Origin of the sequence: Hyphomonas adhaerens MHS-3, from assembly GCF_000685235.1 — a bacterium.
GTDB classification, from domain to species: Bacteria; Pseudomonadota; Alphaproteobacteria; order Caulobacterales; family Hyphomonadaceae; genus Hyphomonas; species Hyphomonas adhaerens.
Map to the genome: position 1 here is coordinate 1,102,854 of NZ_ARYH01000001.1, position 26,135 is coordinate 1,128,988.

The window sequence follows — 26,135 nt, forward strand, 5'->3', positions numbered from 1 at the left end:
GGCTTTTCCATGTAAATCTGCCGTCGGATTTTCGTGGGGAGAGATCATGACCTTCGACGCGCGCAAGGCAAATTCTGCGTCTGCGTCCGGCCGGCAGAACGCGCTGTTCGCATTGATAACATTGACGGTTGTGTGCGGCGCGTTTTTCGCTGTGCTCAGCCTGCCGCAAAACGCGGCGGGCCATGACACGCCATTGGGGGACCGGGTGTCCTCACTGACGATCGACATGCCGGACCTGCCCGGCGAAGCGGCCGAGGCCTATTTCATCGCCCTCGGCAAGGTGGATCCGGAAGCCCAGATGGCCCTCTCCGGCGAGATCATGCAGGCCGGCAAGCTGGACGAAGCCGCCGTCACTGGCCTCGTCATGGCGCATGCCGAGACCGTGCTGCGCGACCATGCCGGCGAACTGGCGCAAGCCGACACGAAACATGTCGACGATATTCTGGACATGACCCGTAACAAGCTGCGCACGGCATCGCGCAAGCGCAGCAAATGGTGCGATGCCGGCCGCTATGCCGACCTGGCGGATATCGAATTCCAGAAGCCGGATGTCTTCGAGCAGACGCTGGCAGAAGTCAAAGCCCCGCTGAACGATTATTCGTTTGACGTGATGACCGGCCTGATGATCGCGATCGAGGATGCGCGCACCCACCCGGTCGAGCGCGGTGAGATGACCCGCGCCGACGAGGCGGCACTTCAGGGCATGGTCATGTCGATCATGGCCGATCCGGATGTCCTGCCCCTGATCGTGTCGCTGCAGTCTGGCGGCGATGCGAGGAAGGCGCTGAAAGGCGTGAATGTCTGCAATCTCGGCGCCACGGCCGTGACAGCAGCCAAGACCCTGCCGCAGGAAACAAAAGGCCGCCTCCTTGCGGAAGCGGCCCGGGAAATGAAAGAAAATGGCGCCTCGGCTTTCCGGACCGGGGTCGCTTTCTGAGGCGTCAGTCCTTGCGGGCGACGCCGGATTCGCCCAGCCGCCATTCCAGCAGGTCGATCCGGTCCTGTCCGAAGAAAGCCTCGCCCTCGAACACCATGAGCGGCACGCCCCAATGATGCGGGTCCTGTTCGGCCTGGTTTGCGGCGATCACGGCTTCCAGCCGGTCCATCTCGGCTTCCTGGCGTGCATCCAGGACTTCCAGGTCAAATCCCGCGCGGGCCGCTGCTTCACTCAGCGCGGTGCCTTCGGTCCAGGCGCCGCCGGACCAGATCAGGGTGGAGATCTCGTCCATGAAGGCCCAGCCCTCCTCATCGCCTTTTTCGCACGCCAAGATGCCGAGCCGGGTGAGCCGGCCGATATAGGGCTGCTCGGGCGAGATCTCGCGGGTCATCATGTCCATCACGACCGGGTCCGGGTTCAGCGGCCCGATCGGCAGGCCGAGATATTGCGCATTCCGGACATAGTCCCGGATCAGGTAGGGCACCCATTGCGGGCGGATTTCCTGAAAGAAATTGGGGGTTCGAATCGCGATCGGATAGACCGGACGCGGGCGAACGCGTACTTCCCATTTTGAGGGGAGGGCGCGGAGGCGCTTCGTTGCCAGATAGGAATATGGCGAGCGGAACGACCAGAAGACATCGACAGTTCTCATGCCAATAGTTTGACGTCTTCATGCCGCCTTCACAAGGACCAATTTCGATACCATCTTGCCTGCCATGACTCTCGACCAGACCCTTCGCCAATTCATCGACCGGTTCACCATGCCGGACCTCAAGGGTCTGGACTGGCAGACCACGGCTGACCGTCTGCGCCGCCAGTTCTATCTGGCCAGCCATGCCATCGAGAAAGACGCGCCGGAAATGGCCGATATCTCCCATATGACCGTGCCGTCCGGGCCGGGCGGGGTGAAGGCCCGCGTCTACACGCCGCTCGGGGCAGGCATCGCGCCGGGGCCGGGGATCATCTTCTTCCATGGCGGCGGCTTCGTCATTGGCGACCTTGAAAGCCATGACATGCTTTGCAAGCGACTGGCGGAGGGGGCCCGGTGCCGGGTTGTCTCGGTCGACTACCGGCTGGCGCCGGAGCACAAATTCCCGGCCGCACACGAGGATGCGCTGAATGTCTGGCATTGGGTGCAGGACAATGCCGGCAAGCTGGGGCTCGACCCCGAGCGGCTGGCCGTGTCGGGTGACAGTGCGGGCGGCAATCTCTCAGCCTTTCTGTCGCAGGAAATGAACCGGACCGGCGGACCGGCCCCGGCGTTCCAGCTGCTGCTCTATCCACTGGTGCAGTTTGCCGACATCCGTACAAAGAAGATGCCGTTCAATGAAAGCGGCTTTTTCATCTCGGCCAACCTCTTCGAATTCTTCCGCGATGCCTATCTGGCGACGCCGGAAGACCGGATGGATATTCGCGTGTCGCCCCTGTTCGCGGCGGAGGATTGTTTCCGCGGCCTGCCGCCGGCGCATTTCGTTCTGTGCGGCTGGGACCCGCTGCACGATGAGGGGCTGGCCTATGCCGACAAGATGGCCAGTTTCGGTGTGCCGGTGACGGTGCGGGAATATCCCGGCATGGTCCATGGCTTCATGAACCTGACAGCCCTGTCTGACACGATCCGGATCGCCATCCGCGATGCCGGGCAGGTGACGGGCCGGGCGCTCGGCGCGATCTGACGCATTTCAAAAAACCAAAGAAAAAGGGCGGTCCCGAAGGACCGCCCAGGTATGTCGGCTTCTAGGAGAGAATTACTCTCCAGGGCCAAACTTTTTCGTCAGGCTGATCTTGAACGTCCGCCCGAACGGATTGTGGGTGTACGGGTCGTAGCTGAGGTCGAAGGCCGCAAACGGCGGATCTTCGTCCGTCAGGTTGACCACGCCAAGACCGAGGTCAAAGCCGTACGGTGCCTGCCAGTTGTAGAACAGGTCAAACGTCGTCTGGCTGTCGATCTTGGCGCCGACACCGCCACGTGCTGCTGAGGCCCGTTCGTCCTTGTAGCTGTCTACGTGACGCATGATCAGGCGAACATTGTGATCGCCCATGGCGAGGTTGCCATACAGGTTCGCCTTCCACTGAGGCAGGGAACGCGAGAAGTTTCCGCGGTTGAACTGGCCAACCCGGTCACCCCCCTCGATCATGACACCTTCAATCTCGAAATCGTCAACGACGTATTCGATGATGTAGGACGCATCGAGCCCGGCGGTAAATTCAGCACCGCCACCGAAGACGTTGCCGAAGTTGTTTTCCATGCGGACGTCGACACCCGAGGTTTCAATACCCGGCCCGTTGGTCACGTTCGTGCGAACACGGGAAATGGTGCCAGCGGATGGAGCAGTCGGGTCGTTGAAGGTAATCCGCGAAAGGATCGGGGATTCGGTGTCTCCGGCGGCAAGTGCAGCAACTGCAGCATTCACAATGCTTGCCTGGTCTTCGACGATGATCGGATCAGAGAAGTCGAAGTTGTAGTAATCCACCGAGGCAAAGAAGCCGCCGGATTCATAGATGCCACCCAGGTTGAAGCTGAAGGCCGATTCCGGTGACAGATCCGGATTGCCAAACTGGTCCACGGCTTTGAACGCGAGTGCCGGAGCAACATACTGAAGCGTTGTGGCGACAGCATTGTTGTTCTGGTTCAGCGTCGGGCCTTTGAACGAGGTCTGTGCCGATCCACGGAACGAGAAGTTATCCGTCACCTGCCACTTGGCTGCGACTTTCGGGTCAAACGTCGATCCCGTATTGCCACCATAATCCTCGTAGCGCACGGCGACCTGAACATCGAGGTCGTCATAGAGCGGGATCTGGAGTTCGCCGAACAGAGCGTAGATCGTCTGATCCTCATCCAGCGCGTTGGTGCCCGCCAGGAAGGAGAACGGACCGTTGCCGGCCGGACCCGGATTGAGGGCGAGGTCGGTCACTTCATTTGGATCGACTTCGTAACCTTCACGGCGAACCTGGAAACCGGCCGCCCAGCCAATTCCGCCGCCAGCAGCCTGAATGCCGCTCTCGCCGGAAACGACGCCATCGAGAACGATGAGGTCGGAGGTCACAACAGACCCGACGCCGTCGGTCATCCATTCAGCGAGCGCAACGCTATTCTCGAGACCTGGCACGTAGTTCGGATTGGCTACACCCGTGACGGCATTGGCTGCAATGGCGTTGGAGAAGGGGTTGTAGTATTCACAACCGCCCTGGCCAGGAACAGCCCCTGCCGGCACATCACCCGAATTCGGATCGCCACAAACACCGAAGCCCTGAAGCGCAATGGTGAGGCCATTGATATAGGTGTCGTTTGTGACCCGTTCGCCTTCGGTGCTGTGATAGGTCAGGCCGAGGTCCCAATTGACACCATTCGACCACTGACCATCGACCGAACCGGACAGGCGCAGCGTATCATACTTCCGGAAGCCTTCCTGAGAGCTTCCAGTCGCAGGGAAGCCGCCCCAGCCAAACGAACGGCCAAGGTAAAGGGCCCCAAGGTCAGCGAGGTCAGCTGCACCCGGATTGTCAGCCACATATTGCAGCAAGCCCGGATGGGTCGCAGGGACGACCTGATTCAACAGGGATTGCGGCGGATAGGAGGGCGAGGTTTTCCAGCTCGGCACATCTGTCTTGCCCCACAGGGCTTCGAGGTGCAGATTCGCGCCACCGATCTCGCGATTGTATTCGGAGTAGATGTTGTAGCGTTCTTCCTCTTCAACGAGATTGTCGAACTGAGTGAACTGGAACCGGCAGGTGCCGACGACAATACCGCCGACGTCGGTACAGCCATTATCCAGAACCGTCGAGCCACCATTCAGCGGAATGTAATATCCGGGGTTGGAGAGCGAAGACCAGCCCCCGACCGGGTTGTCTGCGTAAGGCAGGATGGCCCAGTCCTTTTCGAGCAGCGGAACTTCGTTCTTGAACGAATAGCCAATCGACGTGACCCAGTTCCAGTCATTGCCTTGCAGGCCATAGGCGGCACTGAGCTGATACTCACCATCCGTGCCGTCATACGTCTGATAGTTACCGCTGACTTCCAGACCTTCGAGATCGTCGCGTGTGATGAAGTTCACAACACCGGCAATGGCGTCTGAACCATAGAGCGCCGCGGCGCCATCCTTCAGCACTTCGATCCGGCCGATCGCGGCAGTTGGAATCATGTTCGTGTCGACGAACAGCTGTGCCTGTTCACCGATCGCATAAGGGTGAAGGACCTGGCGGCGGCCATTGAGCAGCACCAGTGTCCGGCCTGGGCCGAGACCGCGGAGGTTCACGTTGGATGTGCCTTCCAGGCCGTTCGAGGCGAACTGGTTGGTCTGGCTGTCGGTGCCCGACGATACGCCGAGGTTCCGGATCAGTTCGTCAATGCTGGGGCTGCCTTCGAGTTTGAGGTCTCCGGCGGTCAGAACGTCGACTGGCAGGGCCGCGTCTTCGGGGGTGCCGGCAATGTAGGAACCAGTGACGGTCACTTTGGACTGGCGAAGTTCCGAACCTTCCTGGGCGATGGCTGGCAGAGCCAGAAGCAGGGATGCCACTGACGTACCCGCCAGTAGCCTGATTGATTGTCTCATTTGTTTCCTCCGTTTGTGTGAGGCACCGGATCTTGATGTCCGGATTTGCTCTCACGACAGGGCAGGATAGGCAGACCTAAGACCTCTCGAACAGGAAAAAATATTGTGCGGCGCAGCAGAAGAACGGCCCGGCGCGAAATATTTGCCCGTGCACAACGTTGTCATTCGCCTGATTGGTGTTTGAAATGCGCAAGTATTGGGCGCTTGTGTGCCCAGTTTTGGGGGATTGTGGCTCTATTGTAACACTCGACCAAAATATTCGGGTGCGACTGTGAGACTACTGTGAATGCTTCAGGGCTCGCTGCTAAGTTGGAAATAGCCCGCATGAGAACGGGTACGAATATTTCTCCCAGATCAACTTGAACTCAAATGAGGAAACCATGGCGCTCAAGCATAGCTTGCTTGCGACCGCTTCTGCGGTCTTTTTTCTGACGTCTGCAGCCCACGCTCAGGAAACCACCCCCCAACGCGAATCCGCGATCGACAAGGTGCTCGGCACCGTCACAGTCACCGCAACCAAGAAGGCCAATGTCGAGAACGTCCAGGACGTTCCGGTAGCCGTTACGGCCTTCAACTCCGATACGCTGGACGCGCTGAATGTGCGCGACCTCGGATCGCTCAGCTACTCGACCCCGAACGTGAACCTGACGGATGTCGGCACCTCGCGTGGCGTGGCAAACTTCTCCATCCGCGGTCTCGGCATCAACTCGTCGATCCCGTCCATCGACCCGACTGTGGGCGTGTTCGTGGATGGCGTTTATCTCGGCACCAACAGCGGCGTCGTGCTCGACCTGTTCGACCTGGACAGCGTTGAAATCCTGCGCGGTCCGCAAGGCATCCTGTTCGGCCGTAACACGACCGGCGGCGCAGTGCTGATCAACACCGGCAACCCGACGGACGAGTTCCATTGGAAAGCCCGCGGAAGCGTCGAGACCCCGATCGACGATGATCGCGGCGGCCCGAACTCCACCGTGCAGGCCACCGTGTCCGGCCCGCTGGTCGAAGGCAAACTGAACGGCAAGCTGGGCGTCTACTACAACTCTGACGCCGGTTACTTCAAGAACCTCTACAATGGCGACAATCAGGGCGAAGCGCAGACTTCCATCGTCCGCGGCGCCCTGGAGTGGATGCCGACCGACGACATCACCTTCCTTGGCAAGGTCGAGCGCTTCGATACGCGCGGTGACGGCCCGGCGGCTCAGAACCGCGGCCTTTTCGACCGCGACTCGTTCGACTTCTCGATCAACAATCCGGGCCTGCAGGACAGCAATGCCACCTTCGCCACGCTGCGGACCGACATCGATGTGGACTTCGGCAATGGCCGTATCACCAACATCATCGGCTATCGTGATGTCGAGGGGCAGACCTCCGGTGATATCGACTCGACCCCGCTGACCCTGTTCCACTCCATGACGGAGTCGACGCAGGAGCAGTTCTCCGAAGAGCTTCGCTATGCCGGCACCTTCGGCAAGGCTGAAGTGACGGTCGGCGGCTTCTACTTCACGCAGGACGTCCGCTACACCGAGATCCGTTCTCTGCCGACGCTCAGCGCCGCGACCTTCTATGGTGGTGGCCGCCAGGACCACAATGTCTACGGTGTATTCGGCCAGGTGGACTATGCTGTGACCGATCGCCTGACGGCCATTGTCGGCCTGCGCTATGGCTATGAAGAGAAAGATGCGGACATCACCTATATCCGTCCGCGTCCGGCCTGTTCTGTTGTGGATGCAACCTGTCCGACGACCGGCACCAACCCATTCGTCCCGGGTGAGCCGAACGGCTTCTCCAACAAGGATGACTGGAGCAACTGGTCGCCGAAGATCGGCTTCAAGTATGAGCTGGACGATACCTCCCAGATGTATGCCCACTACACGAACGGCGTGCGTTCGGGCGGCTACAACTTCCGGATCACCGACCCGGCACTCTTCCTGTCGGTCTTCCCGAACCCGAACCTGAATTCGGCGACCGACGAAGAGAACGTCGACAGCTATGAAATCGGCTTCAAGCACCAGACCGAAGATGGCCGTGGCCAGTTCAACGCGGCTGTGTTCTTCAACGACATCTCGGACATGCAGCGTGAGCTGAACCTGCCGTCGCCGTCTTCCGGTGTGTCGCAGGTCATCCTGAACACGGCTGATGCCGAGATCCTCGGATTCGAAGCGGAAGGCCGTTATGCGGTGCTCGACAATCTGCTGCTCACGGCAAACGTCGGCGTGATCAATGCTGAATATACGGATGTCAGGTACGACATCTCCAGCGATGGTCTGATCAATGGCCGTGATCTCAATCTCGACCTGCCGCGTGTGCCGGAATCCACCTATGGCGTTGGCTTCATTTACGACCATGACCTGGGTGACAATGGGACGCTTGTTGCGCGCGCCAACTACCAGCACCGCGACAAGAACGCCTTCACCGACAACAACTGGGGCTGGATGAACGAGGCCGACATGGTCGATGCCAACCTGACCTGGAACACGCCTTATGAAGGCCTGTCCGTGGCCCTGTTCGGCAAGAACCTGCTTGACGAAGTCACCGCTGGTAACGACACGCAGCTGCCGTTCGGCGGTAGCGTCTCGCCGCTGGTGCCGGGCAGCTCCAACCTGTCGACCGGCGCGAACACGCCGTATGCTTACTACCCGGGTGCTGGCACGCTGTCGCCGCTGATCCCGGGCCGCCGCATCGGCTTCGAAATCACCATGAAGCGCTAGGCTTCCTGGACATTCTTTCCGAGAGGGGCGGGCGGCAACGTCCGCCCCTTTTGCATTTTGGCATACACACCATTTCGTGTGTGGCCTTGCGGATGGGGCAGGTGGATGCTGAGTGAGGGCATGACCGATACGCCCCCGATTCTCGCCCTTGCCGATTTCATTGCCGACCCTGTCGATCCGGCGGACTTTCCGCAGCATCAGGTCCGTTTCTGGAATGACCGCTGGGCCGGCGAGGTGGGCCTTGGCGACCTGGATACGGACGGACAGATCGCCCATTTCGGGCGGTTCGAACCCTTGTCCGGAAACCTGCCGCAGCCGCTGGCACTCCGGTATCATGGGCATCAGTTCGGCGTGTATAATCCACAACTGGGGGACGGGCGCGGCTTCCTGTTTGCACAGCTGCGCGACAAGGCGGGACGGTTGCTGGACCTTGGCACCAAAGGCTCCGGACAGACGCCGTGGAGCCGGCAGGGTGACGGGCGGCTCACCCTGAAAGGCGGGGTGCGGGAAGTGCTCGCCTCATCCTATCTCGAAGCGCTGGGCGTCAACACGTCGAAATCCTTCGCCCTGATCGAGACGGGCGAACAGCTTGCGCGCAATGACGAACCGTCGCCGACCCGGTCAGCGGTGCTGACGCGCCTGTCGCACAGCCATATCCGCTTCGGCAGCTTCCAGCGTCTCGCCTATCTGGAACAGGGCGCTGATCTGGCCCGGCTGGTCGATTATTGCGTGGACCAGTTCCATCCGCAGGCCGCCGATCCGGACCTGGCCCGCCGGGCCTGCAACCTGCTCGAAAGCGTCGCCGTCGCGACGGGCAAGATGATCGGCCAGTGGATGGCGGCCGGATTTGTGCATGGCGTGATGAATACGGACAATTTCAACATCACCGGCGAGACGTTCGATTTCGGGCCGTGGCGGTTCCTGCCAGTCTCGGACCCGAACTTCACAGCGGCCTATTTCGACCAGCAGGGGCTTTACCGGTTCGGTCGCCAGCCTGTGCAGGGCGGCTGGGCGCTGCAACAGCTCGCGTCGGCGCTGCTGGCAACCGGCGCGGATGCCGATGACCTCGCCAAGGCGCTCGCGCCGTACCAGCTGGCCTATCGCGACAGCTTCATTGCGCACACGCACGCATTGCTCGGCATCGCGCCGGCAGGGGAGGCGGAAGAGGATGCCGGGTTCCTGCAGGCCTTCTATGGCTGGATGACGGAAAGCGAAGCGGCCTGGCCGCAGGTCTTCCATGACTGGTTTGGCGGGGCGGCAAGTGAGGCCCGTGCAGCGGCCTCTCCGCAGGCGGCGCTGTATGAGGGGGAGGCCTTCGCGCCGGTGAAGGCGCAGATTCTTGCGCGCGATCCGATGCAGCCCGGCAGGCTGGCGCACGCAATTTTCAAGCGCGCTGTGCCGCCATCCCTGCTGATCGATGAGGTCGAAGCGCTCTGGGCGCCGATTGCGGAAGCGGATGACTGGTCGGCCTTGCAAGAAAGGCTGGCGGATATCGAGGCCCTGCGCATCGCACGCTGGAGCTGATCTATTCCGCAGGCACTTCCTTGCGGCCGGTCTCGTCTGGTCCGGAATAGTTCTTCGCAAACGGGTAGGCGGACTTCCACACTTCCTTGCCGTCTTCGCTTTCCACGAAGTGACAGCCAATCAGCGTCCGGACAAAGTCCGCCAGCACGAACCGGTCTGACTTCATGTACCAGTCACCCAGAACGGGCCGCACCGCATCGGTGGCCTCCTGCAGGCGATAGTGCGGGATGGTCGGGAAGATGTGATGGATGACGTGCAGGTTGCCGATATTGTGGGTCAGCCAGTTGAACGGGCCGTAATTGCGGTCGACCGTCGCGAGCGCGCCTTTCAGGCCGGACCAGTCACCGGAATCATAGACCGGCACTTCCGGCGCGACATGCTGCATATAGGTCACGAAGGTCAGCCAGGCGGCATAGATGAAATAGGGCGCGACGATATATTTCAGCGCGAAGACCCAGCCGAACTGTACCCCCAGGAAAATATAGAGCGCGAGGAAGGCGAGGTTCACGCCGAGGCTCGCATACCAGGACCATTTCACATGGGAGGCGTAGAGATCGCTGACCGGCAGGTAGTGGCTGCCATGAACGGGGTCATAGGTGGTGAGGTTCCGGAAGCCGAGCTTGTACATCGGCCAGCCGATCAGCACGAAAATGCCGGAGCGGAACAGAACCTTGCGGCTGAACCAGTCCTGTTCGGCCCGGCAGGCGCGGAAGACTTCCTCTTCCTGCAGGTGGCCGGTTTTCATGTGGTGCATCGCATGGCTGCGCTGCCAGCCGCGATAGGGCACCAGGATGGGCCCGTGCGTTGCCAGGCCGACAAGCGTGTTGACCAGCCGCGAGCGGGAAAAGGCGCCATGCCCGGCGTCATGCCCGATCACGAAGATCGACCAGAACAAGGTTCCCAGCAGGAAGATCAGCGGCACTTCGAAATACCAGGCAGACGTGCGCGACAGCGCCCAGTAGCAGAGGGCAATCAGGGCAATATCGAAGACAAGATAGGCGAAGGACCGGGCGGTATCCGGCCGGAAGCAGCGATCCGGAATCGCGTTTTTCAGGTCCTGCCGGGTAAAGGTCGGGTCCAAGGCGAAGCCTCCTTCAATCTCCGCAAGAACATACTGGTTTGCTTGACAGGAGATAAAGAGACCTTCCATCCCGAACATTAAGAAAAGACACAATTCGAGTGAAGCAAAGGTGAGACATGAGCGTTGAGAAGGCATCCGGCCCGCTGGCTGGCCTGAAAGTCGTGGACATGAGTTCGGTGGTCCTTGGACCCTTTGCGACCCTGATTTTCGGGGACCTGGGTGCCGACGTCGTGAAAATCGAAAGCGGGCAAGCCGGCAAGGGCGGCGACATGATGCGCTATGCCGGCAAGTCCCCGACCGGGGATCTCGGCCCGCTGTTCATGGCGCTCAACCGCAACAAGGCGTCGATCCAGCTGGATGCGAAGACAGACGCAGGCAAGGCGGCGCTGACGGCCCTTCTGAAGGATGCCGATGTCTTCTTCCATAATGTCCGCATGGCCGGGATGGGGCGACTGGGCTTCGGCTATGAAGACGTGAAGGCCATCAAGCCGGACATCGTCTACGTCCATTGCGCCGGCTTTGGAGAGGGCGGGCCTTATGAAAAGCGCCAGGCCTATGACGATCTGATCCAGGGCGCGTCGGGGTTTGCCGCGCTGAATGCCATGCGCTCCGGCGGGGCGCCGGAATATGCCCCCTCGCTGGTGGCCGACAAGACGGTCGGCCTGTTTGCCGCCTATGCGACGCTGGCGGCGCTGTATCACCGGGAGAAGACAGGGCAGGGGCAGTTCGTGCAGGTGCCGATGCTGGAAGCGTTCACCTTCTTCAACATGGTCGAGAATCTCTATGGTGAGACCTTCGTGCCGCCGTCCTATGGCATGGCTTACACGCGCTCCATCAACCCCAACCGCAAGCCATACCCGACCAGGGATGGCTATATCGGACTTGTGCCATATTCGGATGCGCAATGGGCGCAGTTCTTCGAGATCGGCGGCATGCCCGGCGTATTCGAGGATCCGCGCTTCGCCACTTATCAGGCCCGCACGGAAAACGTGACCGAGCTCTACGCCCTGATCGAACAGGTCGCGGCGACCAAGACGACGGATGAATGGCTGGACCTGCTGGACGCCGCCAATATTCCGGCTATGCGCTACAATACCGTGGAGGATGTGCTGGAAGACCCGCACATGAAAGCCGTGGACTTCTTTGCGCAGCGCACCCATCCCGACGCCGGAACCTATCGCAGCATGCGCCATCCAGTGCGGTTCTCCGAAACGCCGGCCTCGGTGCGCACAGAGCCCCGGCGTCTTGGGGAGGATACCGAGACCGTGCTGCAGAGTCTCGGGCTTTAGGACGTGGCTCTAGGCGGTCTTGTCCCCGCCGCCATGGCGGGCAAGCCAGACGCCGGACAGGATCAGGGCGAATGCGATCATGGCGTGCCAGGTCTGCGTTTCGCGGAACAGGATGAAGCCCAGCACGGCGGCCATGACCGGGATGGAATAACCGGTCAGCGACAGGAACGTCGCCGACGTCCGCGCGATCAGCAGCATGTAAAGCGCCTGCGCGATGGCTGACGGGACGATGCCGAGTCCGACGACGCCGGCCCAGTGCGTCCAGTCGGCATGGACCGTGGCCGGGTCCACCATCAGCGCGAACGGCCAGGTCACGATGGCCGCGACGGTGACAAACCCTGTGGCGAAGCTGATCGAGGGCATGGGCGGGGCGCCGCGGGCGAGCAGGCTGGACAGGGCGTAGAACATGGTCGCCCCGATCAGCATGAATTGGGCGATCGTGCTGGCCGAATCGAGACTTTGCAGGGCGTCCGGCCCGAACAGGATGGCGACCCCGGCAAACCCGGTGATAACCCCCAGCGCCGAGCCGAGGGTCAGGCGCTCGTCCCGGAACATGAAGTGGGCGCCGATGGCCACGAACAGGGGCACGGCGGCCGTATAAAGCGCGGCAAGGCTGGAATTGACGGTCTTCTGCGCTGTGGTGATCAGGAAGAAGGGGAAGGTCGAACTGGTCAGGCCCATCAGGAGGATGATTCGCCACCGCCCGAAGTCGGTCAGGGGCGGCAGGCGCCGTCCCATGGCCAGCATGATGACCCACAGCACCGCGGCGCCGATGGTCAGCCGCCCGGCGAGGACCCAGGCCGCGGGCAGGCCAGCCTCCGGATTTCCCTTGTCCACGGCGATGCGCGTCAGCTGGTAGGCACCCGCCCACATCAGGCTGAGCAGGGCAAACAGCGCCCAGTCGCTGGCCGTCCGTCTGCCGCTCTGACCTACCTGCTGTGCCATGGATAGCGGGTCCTCCAACCGGGAAGGGGCCCCGGCTCGCCCGGATAGGCGGGCAGGGCGGTGAAGTCCATGTCAAAGTTGCACGGAACTTGCACACAGACGGGGCAATTGCTCTGGTTCGCCGTGAGCCCTGATCACAGAAGCGTTGGCGGCGCCCTGCCGCACGGTCTTCGGGTGGACGACGGGCCCGCGGCGTCGTAAAGGGCGCCCAAAGTTTTCCGGTTTTCATCCCCCAAGAGGAGAATCTCCATGACCGTTCGCGTCGCAATCAATGGTTTTGGCCGTATCGGCCGCCTGGTCCTGCGCTCCATCATCGAAAACGACCGCAAGGACATCGAAGTTGCCGCGATCAACGACCTCGGCCCGGTCGCGACCAACGCACACCTGCTGCGCTTCGACTCCGTGCATGGCCGTTTCCCGGCTGACGTCCAGGTTGATGGCGACAAGATCGTCATCAATGGCAAGCCGATCCTGTGCACCGCCATCCGCGATCCGAAAGACCTGCCGCACCGCGAGCTGGACATCGACATTGCGATGGAATGTACCGGCATCTTCGCCGACAAGGAAAAGGCCTCGGCCCACCTCGAAGCCGGCGCCAAGCGCGTGCTGGTCTCTGCCCCGGCCACCAATGCCGACAAGACCATCGTCTTCGGCGTGAACCACGACCTGCTGACCAAGGAAGACCTCGTCGTCTCCAATGCATCGTGCACCACGAACTGCCTCTCGCCGGTCGCCAAGGTCCTGCATGACCTGGTCGGCATCGAGAAGGGCATGATGACGACGATCCACTCCTACACGAACGACCAGCCGTCGCTCGACCAGATGCACAAGGACCTCTATCGCGGCCGCGCAGCAGCCGTGTCGATGATCCCGACCTCCACCGGCGCCGCCAAGGCCGTCGGCCTGGTCCTGCCGGAACTGAACGGCAAGCTGGACGGTATCTCGGTCCGCGTGCCGACGCCGAACGTTTCGGTTGTCGACCTGAAATTCGTCTCCAAGAAGAAGACGACCCCGGAAGAGATCAACGCGGCGATCAAGGCGGCCGCCGATGGCCCGATGAAGGGCGTCCTCGGCTACACCGACCAGCCGAACGTCTCGATCGACTTCGTGCACGACCCGCACTCCTCGATCTTCCACCTCGACCAGACCAAAGTCATGGACGGCAATTTCTGCTCGATCCTGACCTGGTATGATAATGAGTGGGGCTTCTCGACCCGCATGGCGGACACCGCGCTCGCCATGGCGAAACTTATCTAAGCAAGGCACAGGAGCGCTGTTCATGACGACGCCGGGTATTCCGAAGGATTTCTGGAACGCCCGCTTCAGTGAACAGGGTTTTGCCTATGGGGAGCGGGCGAGCCGGCTGTTGCTGGCTTTCCGCGACCTGCTGCGGCCAGGCCAGCGTGCGCTCGTCCCTGCTTGCGGGGAGGGGCGTGACGCAGTGTTCCTGGCTGAATGCGGGCTGGACGTGACGGCGGTGGACTTGTCCGCCGCCGGTCTCGCCAAGACCGCAGAGCTGGCCGCTGAACGCGGTGTTCCGGTCACCTGTATCGAAGCCGACCTCAGCGAATGGGACTGGCCGAAAGCGGAATATGACGTGATCGCGTCCATGTTTCTGCATGTGCCGTCGTCATTCCGGCCCACGCTTCACGCTTTCATGCTGGAATCGCTGAAGCCCGGCGGGCATGTCTTCCTGGAAGGCTTTTTGCTGGAACAGCTCGATTACCAGAGGTCCCACAATTCCGGCGGTCCGCCCGTGCTCGACATGCTGTTCGCCCCTGTCGACATCAACATGGATTTCAAGGACGCCGAGGCCGTGTCTTTCCTGACCGGCATCGAAACCCTTTCTGAAGGCCCTTACCATTCCGGACCGGCAGCGATCTTGCGCGCCGTGTTCCGCAAACCGGAGTAACACCCATGTCCGACTTCCGCCGTATCGAAGATGCCGGGGACCTGACCGGCAAGACGGCCCTGGTCCGCGTCGATTTCAATGTTCCGATGGCGGACGGCAAAGTGACCGACGCAACACGTCTTCGCTCCGCATTGCCGACCGTCGAGGCCCTGCGGGAGAAGGGGGCCAAGGTGGTCCTGCTCGCCCATTTCGGCCGTCCGAAAGGCCAGATCGTGCCGGAGCTGAGCCTGAAGCCGATCGCCGCAGCTTTCGCGGACGTCCTGGGCGTACCGGTGCACTTCGCCGAGAATTGCGGTTTCGGCCCCAAAGCCAAGGCATTCGTGACCAGCCGCGCGCCGCGTGACGTGATCCTGATGGAGAATACGCGCTTCGAGGCGGGCGAGGAGAAGAACGATCCGGCGCTCGCCAAATCGATTGCCGCGCTCGGCGATCTCTTCGTGAACGATGCTTTCTCTGCGGCGCACCGCGCCCATGCGTCCACGGAGGGTGTGACACACTACATTCCGGCCTATGCCGGCAAGGCGATGGAAACGGAGTTGGATGCGCTGGAGAAAGCTCTCGGCTCTCCGGAGCGCCCGGTCATGGCGGTTGTCGGCGGGGCCAAGGTCTCGACCAAGATCGACCTGCTGAAGAATCTGGTCTCCAAGGTGGACATGCTGGCCATCGGCGGCGGCATGGCAAACACATTCCTGGCCGCCAAAGGCGTGGATGTCGGCAAGTCGCTCTGTGAGCACGACCTGGCCGATACCGTGCTGACGATCCTGAAGAATGCCGAAGAGTCCGGCTGCGAGATCCTGCTGCCGCTGGACGTTGCCGTGGCGACCGAATTCAAGGCGCATGCGCCTGACCATCGCGTCTGCCACGCAAACGAAGTGAGTGCGGCGGAGATGATCCTCGATGCGGGGCCGCAGACGGTCACGGTGCTGACCGACGCGATGGACAGGGCCAAGACGCTGGTCTGGAACGGTCCGCTCGGCGCGTTCGAGCTTGAACCTTTCGACACCGCGACGGTTGCCGCTGCGAAGGCGGCCGCCGACCGGACGAAAGCCGGCAAGCTGATCGCCGTGGCCGGGGGCGGGGACACCGTCGCCGCGCTGAACCACGCGGGCGTCGCAAATGATTTCACCTTCGTCTCGACCGCCGGCGGCGCCTTCCTCGAATGGATGGAAGGCAAGCCGCTGCCCGGCGTGGACGCCCTGAAAGCCTGACCCTTTCCGGCACAGATTCGATTTCCCGTCCTGAGCGGTCGCGGCACAGCCTGCGGCAAATCGCGCCGGTACAGGGAATGATAGCGCTCACATTTTGGCGGTTAGACAGGCTTCTAAAAGCTTGATGGCCCCCCTGAAACCAATTTCGGGTCAACCCGATCACCAGCAAGGGGCTTATTTTCTGCCGAAAACCGGTAACATGCCCGGAATCAAAGGGGTTCAGCCCCTGCCGGGTACAGGCTTGCCAACGGTTGACGCCTGCAACCGGCACGGTACTTGAACGCAAACTTTGCAAGACAAGCATTGTTCACAGGATCCATTCAGAATGACGGTAGTTGAAATGGCAAACGAGACCATGGCGAAGCAGGCAGCAGAGAAGGCGGGCTTTATCGCCGCGCTCGACCAGTCTGGCGGTTCCACCCCGAAGGCCCTGCGCCTCTACGGCGTTGAGGAAAGCGCCTACGCCAACGATGAGGAAATGTTCGGCAAGATCCACGAGATGCGGGCCCGCATCATCAAGTCGCCGGCCTTCAATGGCGACAAGGTGATGGGCGCCATCCTGTTCGAGCGCACCATGGACGGCGAAATCGATGGCGTGCCAACCGCCGAATATCTCTGGAAAGAGCGCAGCGTCGTTCCGTTCCTGAAGGTCGACAAAGGACTCGCCGACGAAGAAAACGGCGTTCAGGTCATGAAGCCGATGCCTGATCTCGACGCCCTGCTTGAGCGCGCTGTCGCCAAGGGCATCTTCGGCACGAAGATGCGGTCGGTCATCAATGCTGCCAACCCGGAAGGCATCGCCGCCGTCGTTGCTCAGCAATTCGACGTCGGCCGCCAGATCCTCGGCCACGGCCTGATGCCGATCATTGAGCCGGAAGTCACGATTTCGATCTCCGACAAGGCGGAAGCGGAAGACATCCTGCTCGCCGAAATCCTGAAGCAGCTGGACGCCCTCGGCCATGACAAGCAGGTGATGCTGAAGCTGACGCTGCCGGAGAAGGCAAACCTCTACAAGCCGCTGGTCGACCATCCGCGCGTGATGCGCGTCGTGGCCCTGTCGGGCGGCTATTCGCGCAATGATGCGAATGCCAAACTGGCGTCGAACACCGGCATGATCGCCTCTTTCTCGCGCGCCCTGACTGAAGGCCTCTCGGCCCAGCAGAGCGATGCAGAGTTCGATGCGGCGCTCGCCGAGTCCGTCGACAGCATCTACCAGGCCTCCAAAGCCGGCTGATCTGGGACCGGGTGCACAGAGGCGGGCTAGCCGCCTCTGGACTTACCGGTCAACGCAACGTCATATTGCCCGCCATTCCGATGGCGGGCATTTTTGTTCGTGCATCACCTGACACAAAGGGAAATCATGCCGCTCAAGCCTAACCTGCTCGCCGCCGCGTCTGTTGCCGCATTGTTTCTTCTCCAGGCGTGCAGCGTCCCCGAAGCGCCGGCGAGTTCTGACCGTAGCAAACTTTCAAATGATGGCATGGCGATGCTGAAAACGCTGGAGCTGGCCCCGGCGTCTGCCGAGGCGTTTACAGCGCGCTGCGATGGCGCCCTGACACAGGTCGAGAAAATGCTGACCGATCTGGAAACCCGGGATGGTCCGGCCGGGGTAGGGGACCTCAAGGATTATGACGCCCTGCTGAACCTTGCCTTGGGTGTGGGGTATGGTGAGGCCGCGGTCATCGCCGAAGCCAATCCGGATGCCGCCATCCGCGAGACGGGCGACACCTGCCAGCAGAAAACGTCGGACATGACAACGCGTATCTCACTGTCTCGTCCGCTCTACGATCGCCTCTCGTCGATCGATTCGACGAAGCTGGACGCGCGGTCAGCCTATTTTCTTGAAAAGACACTCGCGGAGTACCGCCGGGCCGGTATCGACAAGGATGAGCCGACCCGGGAAAAGGTCCGCAGTCTGAATGCAGATCTTGCCGAGTTGTCGACGGAGTTCAGCAAGAACCTTCGCGAGATCCAGGGCAGTGTGAAAGTTTCACCTGAGGACCTGATGGGCCTGCCGGAAGATTACATCACCACCCACCCGCCGGGTGAGGATGGCATGGTGACCATCACTACCGATTATCCCGACGTGTTCCCCATCTACACGTATTCACCCGATGAAGACCTGCGCAAGAAGCTCGCTTCGGAGTTCCTGAACCGGGCCTATCCGGAGAATGTGGCATCGCTGCGCGGCTTGCTGGAAAAGCGCTACGAACTGGCGACGACGCTGGGCTATGACAATTGGGCTGCCTACGTTACCGAAGACAAGATGACAGGCTCACCGGACGTGGTGAGCGACTTCCTCGAATCTGTTGAAGGCGCCGCCCGCAATGCGGCCGAGCTGGAATATGACCGGCTGTTGGAAAAGCAGCAGGAACTGATGCCGGGTGCGACGGCCGTCAATGACTGGAGCCGCAGCTATCTTGCGGAACTTGTCCGCAAGTCCGATTACGAGCTCGACTCCCAGGAAGTGCGCAAATATTTCGCCTACAATGATGTCCGCGATGGCATCTTCTCCCTCGTGCAGGATCTGTTCGATGTCGAGATCAAGCCGTGGGACGGGGCGCCGGTCTGGCAGGATAGCGTCAGCGGGTATGAGATGTACCAGGAAGGAACGCTGATTGGCCGGTTCTTCCTCGACATGCATCCCCGTGAGGGCAAGTTCAAACATGCGGCGGCGTTTCCGATCCGCTTCGGTCCGACTACGGATGAGGTGCCGGTTGGTGCCTTGCTTTGCAACTTCCCGGCCGGGGATCACGCGACCGGCCTGATGGAGCACAGTCAGGTCGAGACCTTCCTGCATGAATTTGGCCACCTGATTCACGGCATGTTCTCAGGCCAGCCGGATTACGCGAACCTCTCCATGGGAAGCCTTGAGTGGGACTTCATCGAAGCCCCGTCCCAGATGCTGGAGAACTGGGTCTGGGATTACGACACGCTCGCCAGGTTCGCGAAGGATGCAGACGGCAATGTCATCCCGCCGGAGCTTGTGGAGAAGATGGTGGCCGCACGTGACTTCGGCGTCGGTGTCGGCACGCTGCGCCAGCTGCTCTACGCGAATGTCTCACTCGACTATTACAACCGTCCGCCTTCGGAGGTCGATTTCGACGAGATCTGGAATGAGAACCAGTCGAAGCTGAGCCCCTTCGAAACGCTGCCGGATGCCCACCAATATGCCAGCTTCGGCCATCTCGATGGCTATTCGGCGATCTACTACACCTATCAGTGGTCGCTCGCGATTTCGACGGACCTGTTCTCGGAATTCGAAGCCAATGGCCTGCGGGACGGCGCCACCGCGAAACGCTACCGGGATCTGGTCCTTGCGCCGGGGGCGTCGAAGCCTGCGGCGGAGCTGGTGCATGACTTCCTTGGCCGCGACTGGTCGCCGGAAGCCTATGAGGCCTATTTGCTGAATGCCGCCGAGGCAGAAGTGGAAGAGTAGGGGCCAGGGGGCGGCCGACGGGTCACGGGAGGCTGGCAGGATGAAATGGCAAATCGTCTATTCCGGCATTCTGTCGGCCGGGATGAGCGGCCTGGTTGCCCTGATCGTGACGGCCATCAATACCGGTATTGATCCGGGCCTGGTGCCGCGGTGGCTCGGCGCCTGGGTGCTGGCTTTCCCGGTCGCCTGGTTCGCCGCGGTCTTCTGGGGGCCGTTCGCCCGCCGGATTGCCCGGGTGTTCGTCCCGCCGCCGGGGGAATGAACCGTGCCGCAGCGGGCCGCTTGCCGTCGGCCTGGAACCGGCGCATTTAGGCGCCATGTCAAAACCTGAATACACCCGCCCGCGCACGCGGCTCTACCTGATCACACCGCCCCGGATCGACGATGCCGATGCGTTTGCGGCGCTGCTGGAAACGGCGCTGTCCGCCGGGGACGTCGCCTGCCTGCAGCTGCGCCTGAAAGACGCGAGCGGGGCCATCGATGAGGCAGCTACGCGGGAAGTAGGCGCCGCCGTCACAGAGATGGCGAAGGCCTATGGCGTCGCCGTCCTGATCAATGACAGCCCGCAGCTCGCGGTCGAGCTTGGCGCCGATGGCGTGCATGTCGGCTGGGACGATGTGCCGGTGAAAGATGCCCGCGCCATTGTCGGCAAGGAGATGATCGTCGGGGCGACGGCCAAGAATTCCCGCCATATCGCCATGCAGGCCGGGGAGGCGGGGGCCGACTATGTCGCCTTCGGGGCCTTCTATCCGACATCGACCAAGGACGGGACGGTGCAGGCCACCCCGGACCTTCTGGAAGTCTGGCAGGAGAGCATGGAAATCCCGTGTGTCGCCATTGGCGGCATTACCGTGGAGAACGCCGCGCCGCTGGTGACAGCCGGGGCGGATTTCATTGCCGTGTCATCCGGGGTCTGGGATCACCCGGACGGCGCCCCGGCCGCCATTGCGGCGTTCAACCGGATACTGGACGAGCTGGATCAGGGCCGGTCCTAGCTGGCCGGCGTGCCGGTGCTTTTCATGTTCTTGATGTCGCGCAGGTCGTCGCTGATGCGGAAGAACAGCAGGTAGATCTCGCAGATGAAGCGCCAGAACAGCAGCCCGACAACCGCGCCGATCAAGGCCGCGATGACCATGCCGAGGCCGCCCAGGAAACTCTGGGTCATCATGCCAAGGCCGCCGAGAAACGTCACGATGGCGTAGAGCGCGATGCCGACCAGGCCGATATAGTACATCACCTTGATCAGCGTCGTGCCGATCAGTTTGTCGAAGTTCAGGAATTGGTTCAGCATTTTTCAGTCCCCTTTTTAGCCGAAAGAGGGGGAGAGTTTGCATCCAAAAGGCGGAATCTGCAAAACGGCCGGACGGGCTCCGGTATGGCGGATGGCCGTTTAATCCCTGAAAGCCCATTAACACATGGGCTTCTTGACCCTTTCCGGCCAAAGGCTTACGCCCCCGCCTGTTTCCGGATGAAGCCCGCCGCTGGCCGGGCCTTTGCCCATTCCAGCCGCAAAAGATAGGATAAGCCGATGTCCAAACCGTCACCTGTTGGAAGCGTGATGATCGCCGCCGCCCGCGCTGCCGGGCGCTCACTGGCGCGTGACTTCGGTGAAGTGGAAAACCTGCAGGTCTCGAAGAAGGGCCCCGCAGACTTCGTTTCGAACGCCGACCACCGCGCCGAAGAGATCATCTTCACCCACCTCACCAAGGCCCGTCCGGGCTATGGCTTCGTGATGGAAGAGCGCGGCATTGTCGAAGGCACAGACAAGTCCAACCGGTTCATCGTCGACCCGCTGGACGGCACGCTGAACTTCCTGCATGGCCAGCCGCATTTCGCTGTTTCCATCGCGCTGGAACGCGATGGCGAACTGCTGACCGGTGTCGTCTTCGATGTCGCCAAGAACGAGATTTTCTGGGCCGAGACCGGCCGCGGCGCCTGGCTGGACAATCGCAAGCTGCGCGTGGCGGCCCGCCGGAACCTGAATGAATCGGTCATCGCCACCGGCACGCCGTGGCATGGCAAGTCCGAAGAGAGCCACGTCACCTTCGCCCGCGAAGTCGCCGCGATGACGCCGGCCACCGCCGGGATCCGCCGCAATGGGTCCGCCGCGCTGGACCTTGCCTGGGTCGCTGCCGGCCGGTTTGACGGCTTCTGGGAGCGGAACCTGCAATCCTGGGATATCGCCGCCGGCATCGTGCTGGTCCGCGAAGCGGGCGGCATGATCAGCGAACTCGACGGCGGGGATGTGCTGCAGACCGGCTCGATCCTGGCGGCCAATGTCGACCTGCATCCGAAGCTCGAAAAGCAGATCCGGCATGCGGGTTCCTTCGGTAAGGCCGCCTCCGTCTGAGCGCCTTTTCCGGCTGGTGACCCGGAAATTAATAGATGACGCTCGCGTCACCTATTTCCTTATCCGTAAAAACACGTAATCATGTGTCGCATGACACAGCCAGATACAGACGTTCTCATCATCGGCGCGGGCCTTTCGGGCATCGGCGCTGCCGTTCACCTCGGCAAGCAGTGCCCCGGCAAGACCTATCGGATCTTCGAGCAGCGGAGCGCCATGGGCGGGACGTGGGACCTGTTCCGCTATCCCGGCATCCGTTCGGATTCGGACATGCACACGCTGGGCTTCAACTTCAAACCCTGGACCGAGGCCAAGGCCATCGCCGACGGGCCGTCGATCCGGAACTACATTCGTGAAACGGCGGACGAGCACGACATCACCCGCCATATCCAGTTCGACACGAAGATCGTGGCCGCAGACTGGTCGAGCCCGGACCAGGTCTGGCACATCACCTCCGAAGACACGAAAACAGGCAAGCGCACGGACCTCACGGCGCGGTTCCTGTTCATGTGCGGCGGATACTACAATTACGATGAAGGCTACCGGCCGGACTTCCCGGGCGAGGACAACTACAAAGGCCAGTTCGTACATCCCCAGCACTGGCCGGAAGATCTCGACTATACCGGCAAGAAAGTCGTCATCATCGGCTCCGGCGCGACAGCGATGACGCTGGTGCCGGCCATGGCGGAGAAGGCGGGGCATGTGACCATGCTGCAGCGCTCGCCGACTTATGTCGTCTCCCGTCCGGCGGTGGACAAGCTTGCGAACTTCCTGCGCGCCATCCTGCCGGACAGCTGGGCCTACGCGCTGATCCGCTGGCGGAACGTCGCTTTCCAGCAGTATTTCTTCCGGAAGACGCGCGAGAATCCGGAACAGGCAAAAGAGCGTCTCCTGAAAATGGTGCGCGAGGAACTTGGCCCCGACTATGATGTCGAGAAGCATTTCACGCCGCACTACAATCCGTGGGAACAGCGTCTCTGCCTGGTGCCGGATTCGGACCTGTTCAATGTCCTGAAATCCGGCAAGGCCAGCGTCGAGACGGACCATATCGAGACCTTCACGGAGAAGGGGATCAAGCTCAAATCCGGTAAGGAGCTGGAAGCCGACATCGTCATCACCGCGACGGGGCTGAACCTCGTTTTCATGAACGGTGTCGATGTCTCGCTGGACGGGGTGAAGGTCGATCCCGGCAAGCTGCTCAACTACAAGGGCGTGATGCTGTCCAATGTGCCGAACCTCGCCGTGACGTTCGGGTACACCAATGCGTCCTGGACGCTGAAGGCGGACCTGACCAGTGAATATGTCTGCCGCCTGATCACGCTGATGGACCAGAAGGGGGCGACTTCCGCGATGCCTTACCTTCCGGCCTTCCCGAATGAGACCGAACCCTTCGTGGATTTCTCGTCCGGCTATTTCCAGCGGGTGATGGACCAGTTCCCGCGCCAGCACACCGAAGCGCCTTGGAAGCTGCACCAAAGCTATTTCACCGACCGGAAGAATTTGCGCGAGGAGCCGATCGAGGATGGTGTCATGACGTTCACCACGCCCGAGAACGCCGCTGCGTCCAAGCCGGCCCTCCAGGCGGCGGAATAAACCCGCCTCTAAACAAAGGCCTGCAGGCTTCCTATCTGTGTCCCTGTAAGGGGCGTACAGAAAAAGGAGTGTCTGTATGTGGTTGTGGCTATTGTGGTGGTGTGTGGATGATCACATCGCCGAAGCGGTCGGTGCGCCGGGTCTCGGCGAATTGCCGATCTGGGTGCCGTTGATCCTGTCACTTGCCTTCGCCTTCACGGTGGACGGCAAGGTCAAGAAATGGAAGCGCCGCTGATCTCAGCCTTCCGCAAACTGAAGTTCGGCGAGGCGGGCGTATAGCCCGCCTTTGGCGACCAGTTCCTCGTGGCTGCCTTCCTCGACGATTTGCCCGTGCTCCATGACCAGGATGCGGTCGGCCCGGCGCACGGTGGACAGGCGGTGGGCGATGACCAGGGTCGTGCGTCCTTCCGAGGCGTTTTCGATGGCCCGGCGGACTGCGGCTTCGCTCTCTGAATCGAGCGCGGAGGTCGCTTCGTCGAGCAGGAGAACCGGCGCATCCCGCACCAGGGCGCGGGCGAGCGCGATCCGCTGGCGCTGGCCACCGGACAGGCTGCGGCCCTTCTGGCCGAGCGGTGTGGCAAGGCCTTCCTTCTCTGACAGGAAGTCCATCGCTTCGGCCATGCGGGCCGCGTGTTCCAGCAGCTTTTCGTCGGGATTATCCGTACCAAAACCGATATTCTCTGCCGCCGTGCCGGTGAACAAGGCCGATTCCTGCGGGGCGTAGGCAAAGTTGCGGCGCCAATCGCGCGGGGTGACCTCTGCCGAGGCGATCCCGTCCAGAGTCACCTGGCCGGATTGCGGATCGAACAGACGCAGGGCGAGGCGGAACACGGTCGTCTTGCCCGCGCCGCTGGGGCCGACAAGGGCGACGAACTCGCCGGGCTTCACCGTCAGGGAGAAATCGGTCAGCGCGGAGACCGGCTTGCCGTCATTCGTGGCCTCGTCATAGGCGAAGGTCACATGATCGAAGGTGAGCGCGCCGGTGATTTTCTCCGGCATCGGGCGCGGCAGGGCAGGCGGGGCGATCTCGGGCTCTGCATTCAGCACTTCCGCGGCGCGGTCGGCGGCGCCGGCGGCGCGCATGACCTCGCCATAGACTTCCGCCAGCATGCCGAAGCCGGACCCGGCATACAGGGCGTAAAGCACCATGGCGGAGAGGTCACCGAAGCTCATTTCGCCTTTCGCCACAGCCCGGGCGCCCATCCACAGCACGCAGACAAACCCGCCGAACAGAAGTACCGAGACCATGACGATCATCAGGCTGCGCGCCGTGATCCGGCGCATGGCCGCGGCGAAGGTCGCCTCAACGGCCTCGGTGAAATTGGCAAGGCGGCTGTCTTCACGGCTGTAGGCCTGGACAAGTTCGATGGCGTCGAGCGCTTCTGACGCTTCGGCGCCCGCATCGGCGAGGCGCGATTGGGCCCGGTTCGACATCGCCCGGATGATCCGGCCAACACCCACCACGGGCAGCATCGCGACCGGCAGCATGGCCAGCAGGGTCAGGCCCAGCTGCCAATTCACCACCATCATCATGGTCAACGCGCCAAAGGTCGTGATCAGCGTCCGCGTCGCCATTGAGGCGGAGGTACCGAGAAATTGCTCGATCAGGGTGATGTCGGCCGTCAGGCGGGAGACCGCTTCGCCGGAGCGCATTTTCGAATGATAGCGGGGGCCGAGGGTCAGGAGGTGGGCATAAAGGTCCCGGCGCAGGTCAGCCGCGATCCGTTCGCCGAACCGGGAGACGAAATAGAAGCGTACCGCGCCCAGCACACCGGAGGTGATGGCGGCCGCCGCGACCCAGAAGAAGGATTTGTTGACCAGTTCCAGCAGTTTCTGCGTGTCGCCGCCTGCCTGCCGGCCGCTGTCTGCAGCCTTGCCGAGCAGGATTGGCAGGGTCAGGCTGAGTGCGGCGGCGCCGACCAGAAAGACGAGCGCAATCGCCACGGTCCGCCAATGCCGTCCGGCATAAGGCAGCAGCAATGCCAGGGGCTTCAGGCTGCGCCCTTTGGGGCGGTTGATGGCCTGTCCGCCGCCTGGTTCTGTCGCGCGCCGGTCGATCGTTTGCTGGGATTCCGTGTCGGCCATGAGGAATACCTTTGCAGGACTATGGAAAACGGGTGCTAGGCCCTCTTGCGAAAGGGGCTTTCTTCAGTTACACGCGCCACTTCTGAAAACGGGCAGCAGCCACGCCCGCGCACCCCTACTGGTGAAGCGCGGCGGCCACAAGGCCCGCAGGTAACGGATCACAGAAGGGCGCGAGCCATGAAAAAAGAAGGTCATCCCGACTATCACTTCATCACCGTGGTGATGACGGACGGCACAGAGTACCAGACGCGCTCGACATACGGCGCTGAAGGTGACCGCCTCATGCTGGACATCGACTCCAAATCGCACCCGGCCTGGACCGGCGGCGACGGAAAGCTGATGGACCGCGGTGGCCGCGTGTCCCGCTTCAAGGACAAGTTCAAAGGCTTCGTCTAAGCCTGCCGCACCGTTTCACGGTTGCGATCAAAACAGCCCCGGCCCGCAAGGCCGGGGTTTTGTTTTGGCCGCTGCCTCTGGCGCTTAACTTTCCCTTAAGCGGTCGGGCCGAGCTTTCCTG

Annotated in this window: 22 protein-coding genes; 16 read left to right on the forward strand and 6 right to left on the reverse strand. The window is 61.8% G+C overall.

From position 1 onward, the window contains the following. Positions 1-46: 46 nt before the first annotated feature. Complete coding sequence (locus HAD_RS05450; protein ID WP_035569864.1) at positions 47-937, forward strand: low molecular weight phosphatase family protein; 891 nt, start codon at positions 47-49, stop codon at positions 935-937. A gap of 4 nt (positions 938-941) precedes the next feature. Here the strand turns inward: HAD_RS05450 and HAD_RS05455 are convergent, their stop codons facing one another. After that, positions 942-1,589: a 2-hydroxychromene-2-carboxylate isomerase gene (locus tag HAD_RS05455; protein WP_035569865.1), complete on the reverse strand. Its 648-nt coding sequence runs from the start codon at positions 1,587-1,589 to the stop codon at positions 942-944. Between the two features lie 64 nt (positions 1,590-1,653). On the opposite strand from HAD_RS05455, the gene HAD_RS05460 reads away from it, so the two are divergent. Then, entirely contained in the window at positions 1,654-2,610 is a 957-nt protein-coding gene (locus tag HAD_RS05460; RefSeq protein WP_035569866.1) for an alpha/beta hydrolase, read from the forward strand. Positions 2,611-2,682: 72 nt separating this feature from the next. Here the strand turns inward: HAD_RS05460 and HAD_RS05465 are convergent, their stop codons facing one another. Further along, positions 2,683-5,487: a TonB-dependent receptor domain-containing protein gene (locus tag HAD_RS05465; RefSeq protein WP_035569867.1), complete on the reverse strand. Its 2,805-nt coding sequence runs from the start codon at positions 5,485-5,487 to the stop codon at positions 2,683-2,685. A gap of 380 nt (positions 5,488-5,867) precedes the next feature. Between HAD_RS05465 and HAD_RS05470 the strand changes: the two genes are divergently transcribed. Together HAD_RS05470 and HAD_RS05475 are read left to right on the forward strand one after the other, a co-directional pair. After that, the gene (locus HAD_RS05470) at positions 5,868-8,195 is read left to right on the forward strand and encodes a TonB-dependent receptor (RefSeq protein ID WP_035569868.1); all 2,328 of its coding nucleotides are present in this window, start codon (positions 5,868-5,870) and stop codon (positions 8,193-8,195) included. Positions 8,196-8,315: 120 nt separating this feature from the next. Beyond that, on the forward strand, positions 8,316-9,719 hold the full coding sequence (locus HAD_RS05475) for a protein adenylyltransferase SelO family protein (protein ID WP_035571694.1): 1,404 nt from the start codon (positions 8,316-8,318) through the stop codon (positions 9,717-9,719). A 1-nt stretch (position 9,720) separates the two neighbouring features. On the opposite strand, the gene HAD_RS05480 is transcribed toward HAD_RS05475, so the two are convergent. Beyond that, positions 9,721-10,800, reverse strand: coding sequence for a fatty acid desaturase (locus tag HAD_RS05480; protein WP_051595940.1), 1,080 nt, complete (start codon positions 10,798-10,800; stop codon positions 9,721-9,723). 116 nt (positions 10,801-10,916) lie between these two features. Here HAD_RS05480 and HAD_RS05485 point away from each other — a divergent pair, with 116 nt between their 5' ends. Then, a complete protein-coding gene (locus tag HAD_RS05485; RefSeq protein ID WP_035569869.1) occupies positions 10,917-12,089 on the forward strand; it encodes a CaiB/BaiF CoA transferase family protein in 1,173 nt (390 codons plus the stop codon). A gap of 9 nt (positions 12,090-12,098) precedes the next feature. Here HAD_RS05485 and HAD_RS05490 read toward each other — a convergent pair whose 3' ends face one another. After that, entirely contained in the window at positions 12,099-13,034 is a 936-nt protein-coding gene (locus HAD_RS05490; RefSeq protein ID WP_035569870.1) for a DMT family transporter, read from the reverse strand. 249 nt (positions 13,035-13,283) lie between these two features. Here HAD_RS05490 and gap point away from each other — a divergent pair, with 249 nt between their 5' ends. The 7 genes from gap (at position 13,284) to thiE (ending at position 20,588) form a co-directional block, all read left to right on the forward strand. Next, complete coding sequence (gene gap, locus HAD_RS05495) at positions 13,284-14,291, forward strand: type I glyceraldehyde-3-phosphate dehydrogenase (RefSeq protein WP_035569871.1); 1,008 nt, start codon at positions 13,284-13,286, stop codon at positions 14,289-14,291. A 22-nt stretch (positions 14,292-14,313) separates the two neighbouring features. Next, positions 14,314-14,946, forward strand: coding sequence for an SAM-dependent methyltransferase (locus tag HAD_RS05500; protein WP_035569872.1), 633 nt, complete (start codon positions 14,314-14,316; stop codon positions 14,944-14,946). A 5-nt stretch (positions 14,947-14,951) separates the two neighbouring features. After that, complete coding sequence (locus HAD_RS05505) at positions 14,952-16,154, forward strand: phosphoglycerate kinase (protein WP_035569873.1); 1,203 nt, start codon at positions 14,952-14,954, stop codon at positions 16,152-16,154. Positions 16,155-16,494: 340 nt separating this feature from the next. Then, positions 16,495-17,388, forward strand: coding sequence for a fructose bisphosphate aldolase (locus HAD_RS05510; protein WP_035569874.1), 894 nt, complete (start codon positions 16,495-16,497; stop codon positions 17,386-17,388). A 126-nt stretch (positions 17,389-17,514) separates the two neighbouring features. Beyond that, positions 17,515-19,593 carry a M3 family metallopeptidase gene (locus HAD_RS05515; RefSeq protein WP_051595941.1) on the forward strand — a complete coding sequence of 693 codons (2,079 nt, stop codon included), beginning with the start codon at positions 17,515-17,517 and terminating at the stop codon, positions 19,591-19,593. Between the two features lie 40 nt (positions 19,594-19,633). Continuing rightward, positions 19,634-19,855: a DUF2798 domain-containing protein gene (locus tag HAD_RS05520; RefSeq protein WP_035569875.1), complete on the forward strand. Its 222-nt coding sequence runs from the start codon at positions 19,634-19,636 to the stop codon at positions 19,853-19,855. Between the two features lie 55 nt (positions 19,856-19,910). Next, positions 19,911-20,588, forward strand: a complete 678-nt coding sequence (gene thiE / locus HAD_RS05525; protein ID WP_035569877.1) for a thiamine phosphate synthase — start codon at positions 19,911-19,913, stop codon at positions 20,586-20,588. Here the strand turns inward: thiE and HAD_RS05530 are convergent. Further along, entirely contained in the window at positions 20,585-20,884 is a 300-nt protein-coding gene (locus HAD_RS05530; protein WP_035569878.1) for a DUF4282 domain-containing protein, read from the reverse strand. The genes thiE and HAD_RS05530 overlap by 4 nt on opposite strands. 237 nt (positions 20,885-21,121) lie before the next feature. Here HAD_RS05530 and HAD_RS05535 point away from each other — a divergent pair, with 237 nt between their 5' ends. The 3 genes from HAD_RS05535 (at position 21,122) to HAD_RS18725 (ending at position 23,768) form a co-directional block, all read left to right on the forward strand. Continuing rightward, positions 21,122-21,943: an inositol monophosphatase family protein gene (locus HAD_RS05535; protein WP_035569879.1), complete on the forward strand. Its 822-nt coding sequence runs from the start codon at positions 21,122-21,124 to the stop codon at positions 21,941-21,943. A 90-nt stretch (positions 21,944-22,033) separates the two neighbouring features. Then, entirely contained in the window at positions 22,034-23,533 is a 1,500-nt protein-coding gene (locus HAD_RS05540; RefSeq protein WP_035569880.1) for a flavin-containing monooxygenase, read from the forward strand. Positions 23,534-23,609: 76 nt separating this feature from the next. After that, positions 23,610-23,768, forward strand: a complete 159-nt coding sequence (locus HAD_RS18725) for a hypothetical protein (protein WP_199285843.1) — start codon at positions 23,610-23,612, stop codon at positions 23,766-23,768. A 2-nt stretch (positions 23,769-23,770) separates the two neighbouring features. Here HAD_RS18725 and HAD_RS05545 read toward each other — a convergent pair whose 3' ends face one another. Then, a complete protein-coding gene (locus tag HAD_RS05545) occupies positions 23,771-25,618 on the reverse strand; it encodes an ABC transporter transmembrane domain-containing protein (protein WP_084331783.1) in 1,848 nt (615 codons plus the stop codon). 177 nt (positions 25,619-25,795) lie between these two features. Here HAD_RS05545 and rpmE point away from each other — a divergent pair, with 177 nt between their 5' ends. After that, entirely contained in the window at positions 25,796-26,014 is a 219-nt protein-coding gene (rpmE, locus tag HAD_RS05550; RefSeq protein ID WP_035569881.1) for a 50S ribosomal protein L31, read from the forward strand. The last annotated feature ends 121 nt before the right edge of the window (positions 26,015-26,135 follow it).

Bases quoted from the DNA above. Each gene is read 5' to 3' on its own strand.
- HAD_RS05450 (WP_035569864.1), top strand. From the start codon at position 47: ATGACCTTCGACGCGCGCAAGGCAAATTCTGCGTCTGCGTCCGGCCGG.
- HAD_RS05515 (WP_051595941.1), top strand. From the start codon at position 17,515: ATGCCGCTCAAGCCTAACCTGCTCGCCGCCGCGTCTGTTGCCGCATTG.
- HAD_RS05540 (WP_035569880.1), top strand. From the start codon at position 22,034: ATGACACAGCCAGATACAGACGTTCTCATCATCGGCGCGGGCCTTTCG.
- thiE (WP_035569877.1), top strand. From the start codon at position 19,911: ATGTCAAAACCTGAATACACCCGCCCGCGCACGCGGCTCTACCTGATC.
- HAD_RS05490 (WP_035569870.1), bottom strand. From the start codon at position 13,034: ATGGCACAGCAGGTAGGTCAGAGCGGCAGACGGACGGCCAGCGACTGG.
- HAD_RS18725 (WP_199285843.1), top strand. From the start codon at position 23,610: ATGTGGTTGTGGCTATTGTGGTGGTGTGTGGATGATCACATCGCCGAA.
- HAD_RS05475 (WP_035571694.1), top strand. From the start codon at position 8,316: ATGACCGATACGCCCCCGATTCTCGCCCTTGCCGATTTCATTGCCGAC.
- HAD_RS05465 (WP_035569867.1), bottom strand. From the start codon at position 5,487: ATGAGACAATCAATCAGGCTACTGGCGGGTACGTCAGTGGCATCCCTG.
- HAD_RS05500 (WP_035569872.1), top strand. From the start codon at position 14,314: ATGACGACGCCGGGTATTCCGAAGGATTTCTGGAACGCCCGCTTCAGT.
- HAD_RS05505 (WP_035569873.1), top strand. From the start codon at position 14,952: ATGTCCGACTTCCGCCGTATCGAAGATGCCGGGGACCTGACCGGCAAG.
- HAD_RS05520 (WP_035569875.1), top strand. From the start codon at position 19,634: ATGAAATGGCAAATCGTCTATTCCGGCATTCTGTCGGCCGGGATGAGC.
- HAD_RS05485 (WP_035569869.1), top strand. From the start codon at position 10,917: ATGAGCGTTGAGAAGGCATCCGGCCCGCTGGCTGGCCTGAAAGTCGTG.
- HAD_RS05535 (WP_035569879.1), top strand. From the start codon at position 21,122: ATGTCCAAACCGTCACCTGTTGGAAGCGTGATGATCGCCGCCGCCCGC.
- HAD_RS05530 (WP_035569878.1), bottom strand. From the start codon at position 20,884: ATGCTGAACCAATTCCTGAACTTCGACAAACTGATCGGCACGACGCTG.
- rpmE (WP_035569881.1), top strand. From the start codon at position 25,796: ATGAAAAAAGAAGGTCATCCCGACTATCACTTCATCACCGTGGTGATG.
- HAD_RS05470 (WP_035569868.1), top strand. From the start codon at position 5,868: ATGGCGCTCAAGCATAGCTTGCTTGCGACCGCTTCTGCGGTCTTTTTT.
- HAD_RS05460 (WP_035569866.1), top strand. From the start codon at position 1,654: ATGACTCTCGACCAGACCCTTCGCCAATTCATCGACCGGTTCACCATG.
- gap (WP_035569871.1), top strand. From the start codon at position 13,284: ATGACCGTTCGCGTCGCAATCAATGGTTTTGGCCGTATCGGCCGCCTG.
- HAD_RS05545 (WP_084331783.1), bottom strand. From the start codon at position 25,618: ATGGCCGACACGGAATCCCAGCAAACGATCGACCGGCGCGCGACAGAA.
- HAD_RS05510 (WP_035569874.1), top strand. From the start codon at position 16,495: ATGGCAAACGAGACCATGGCGAAGCAGGCAGCAGAGAAGGCGGGCTTT.
- HAD_RS05455 (WP_035569865.1), bottom strand. From the start codon at position 1,589: ATGAGAACTGTCGATGTCTTCTGGTCGTTCCGCTCGCCATATTCCTAT.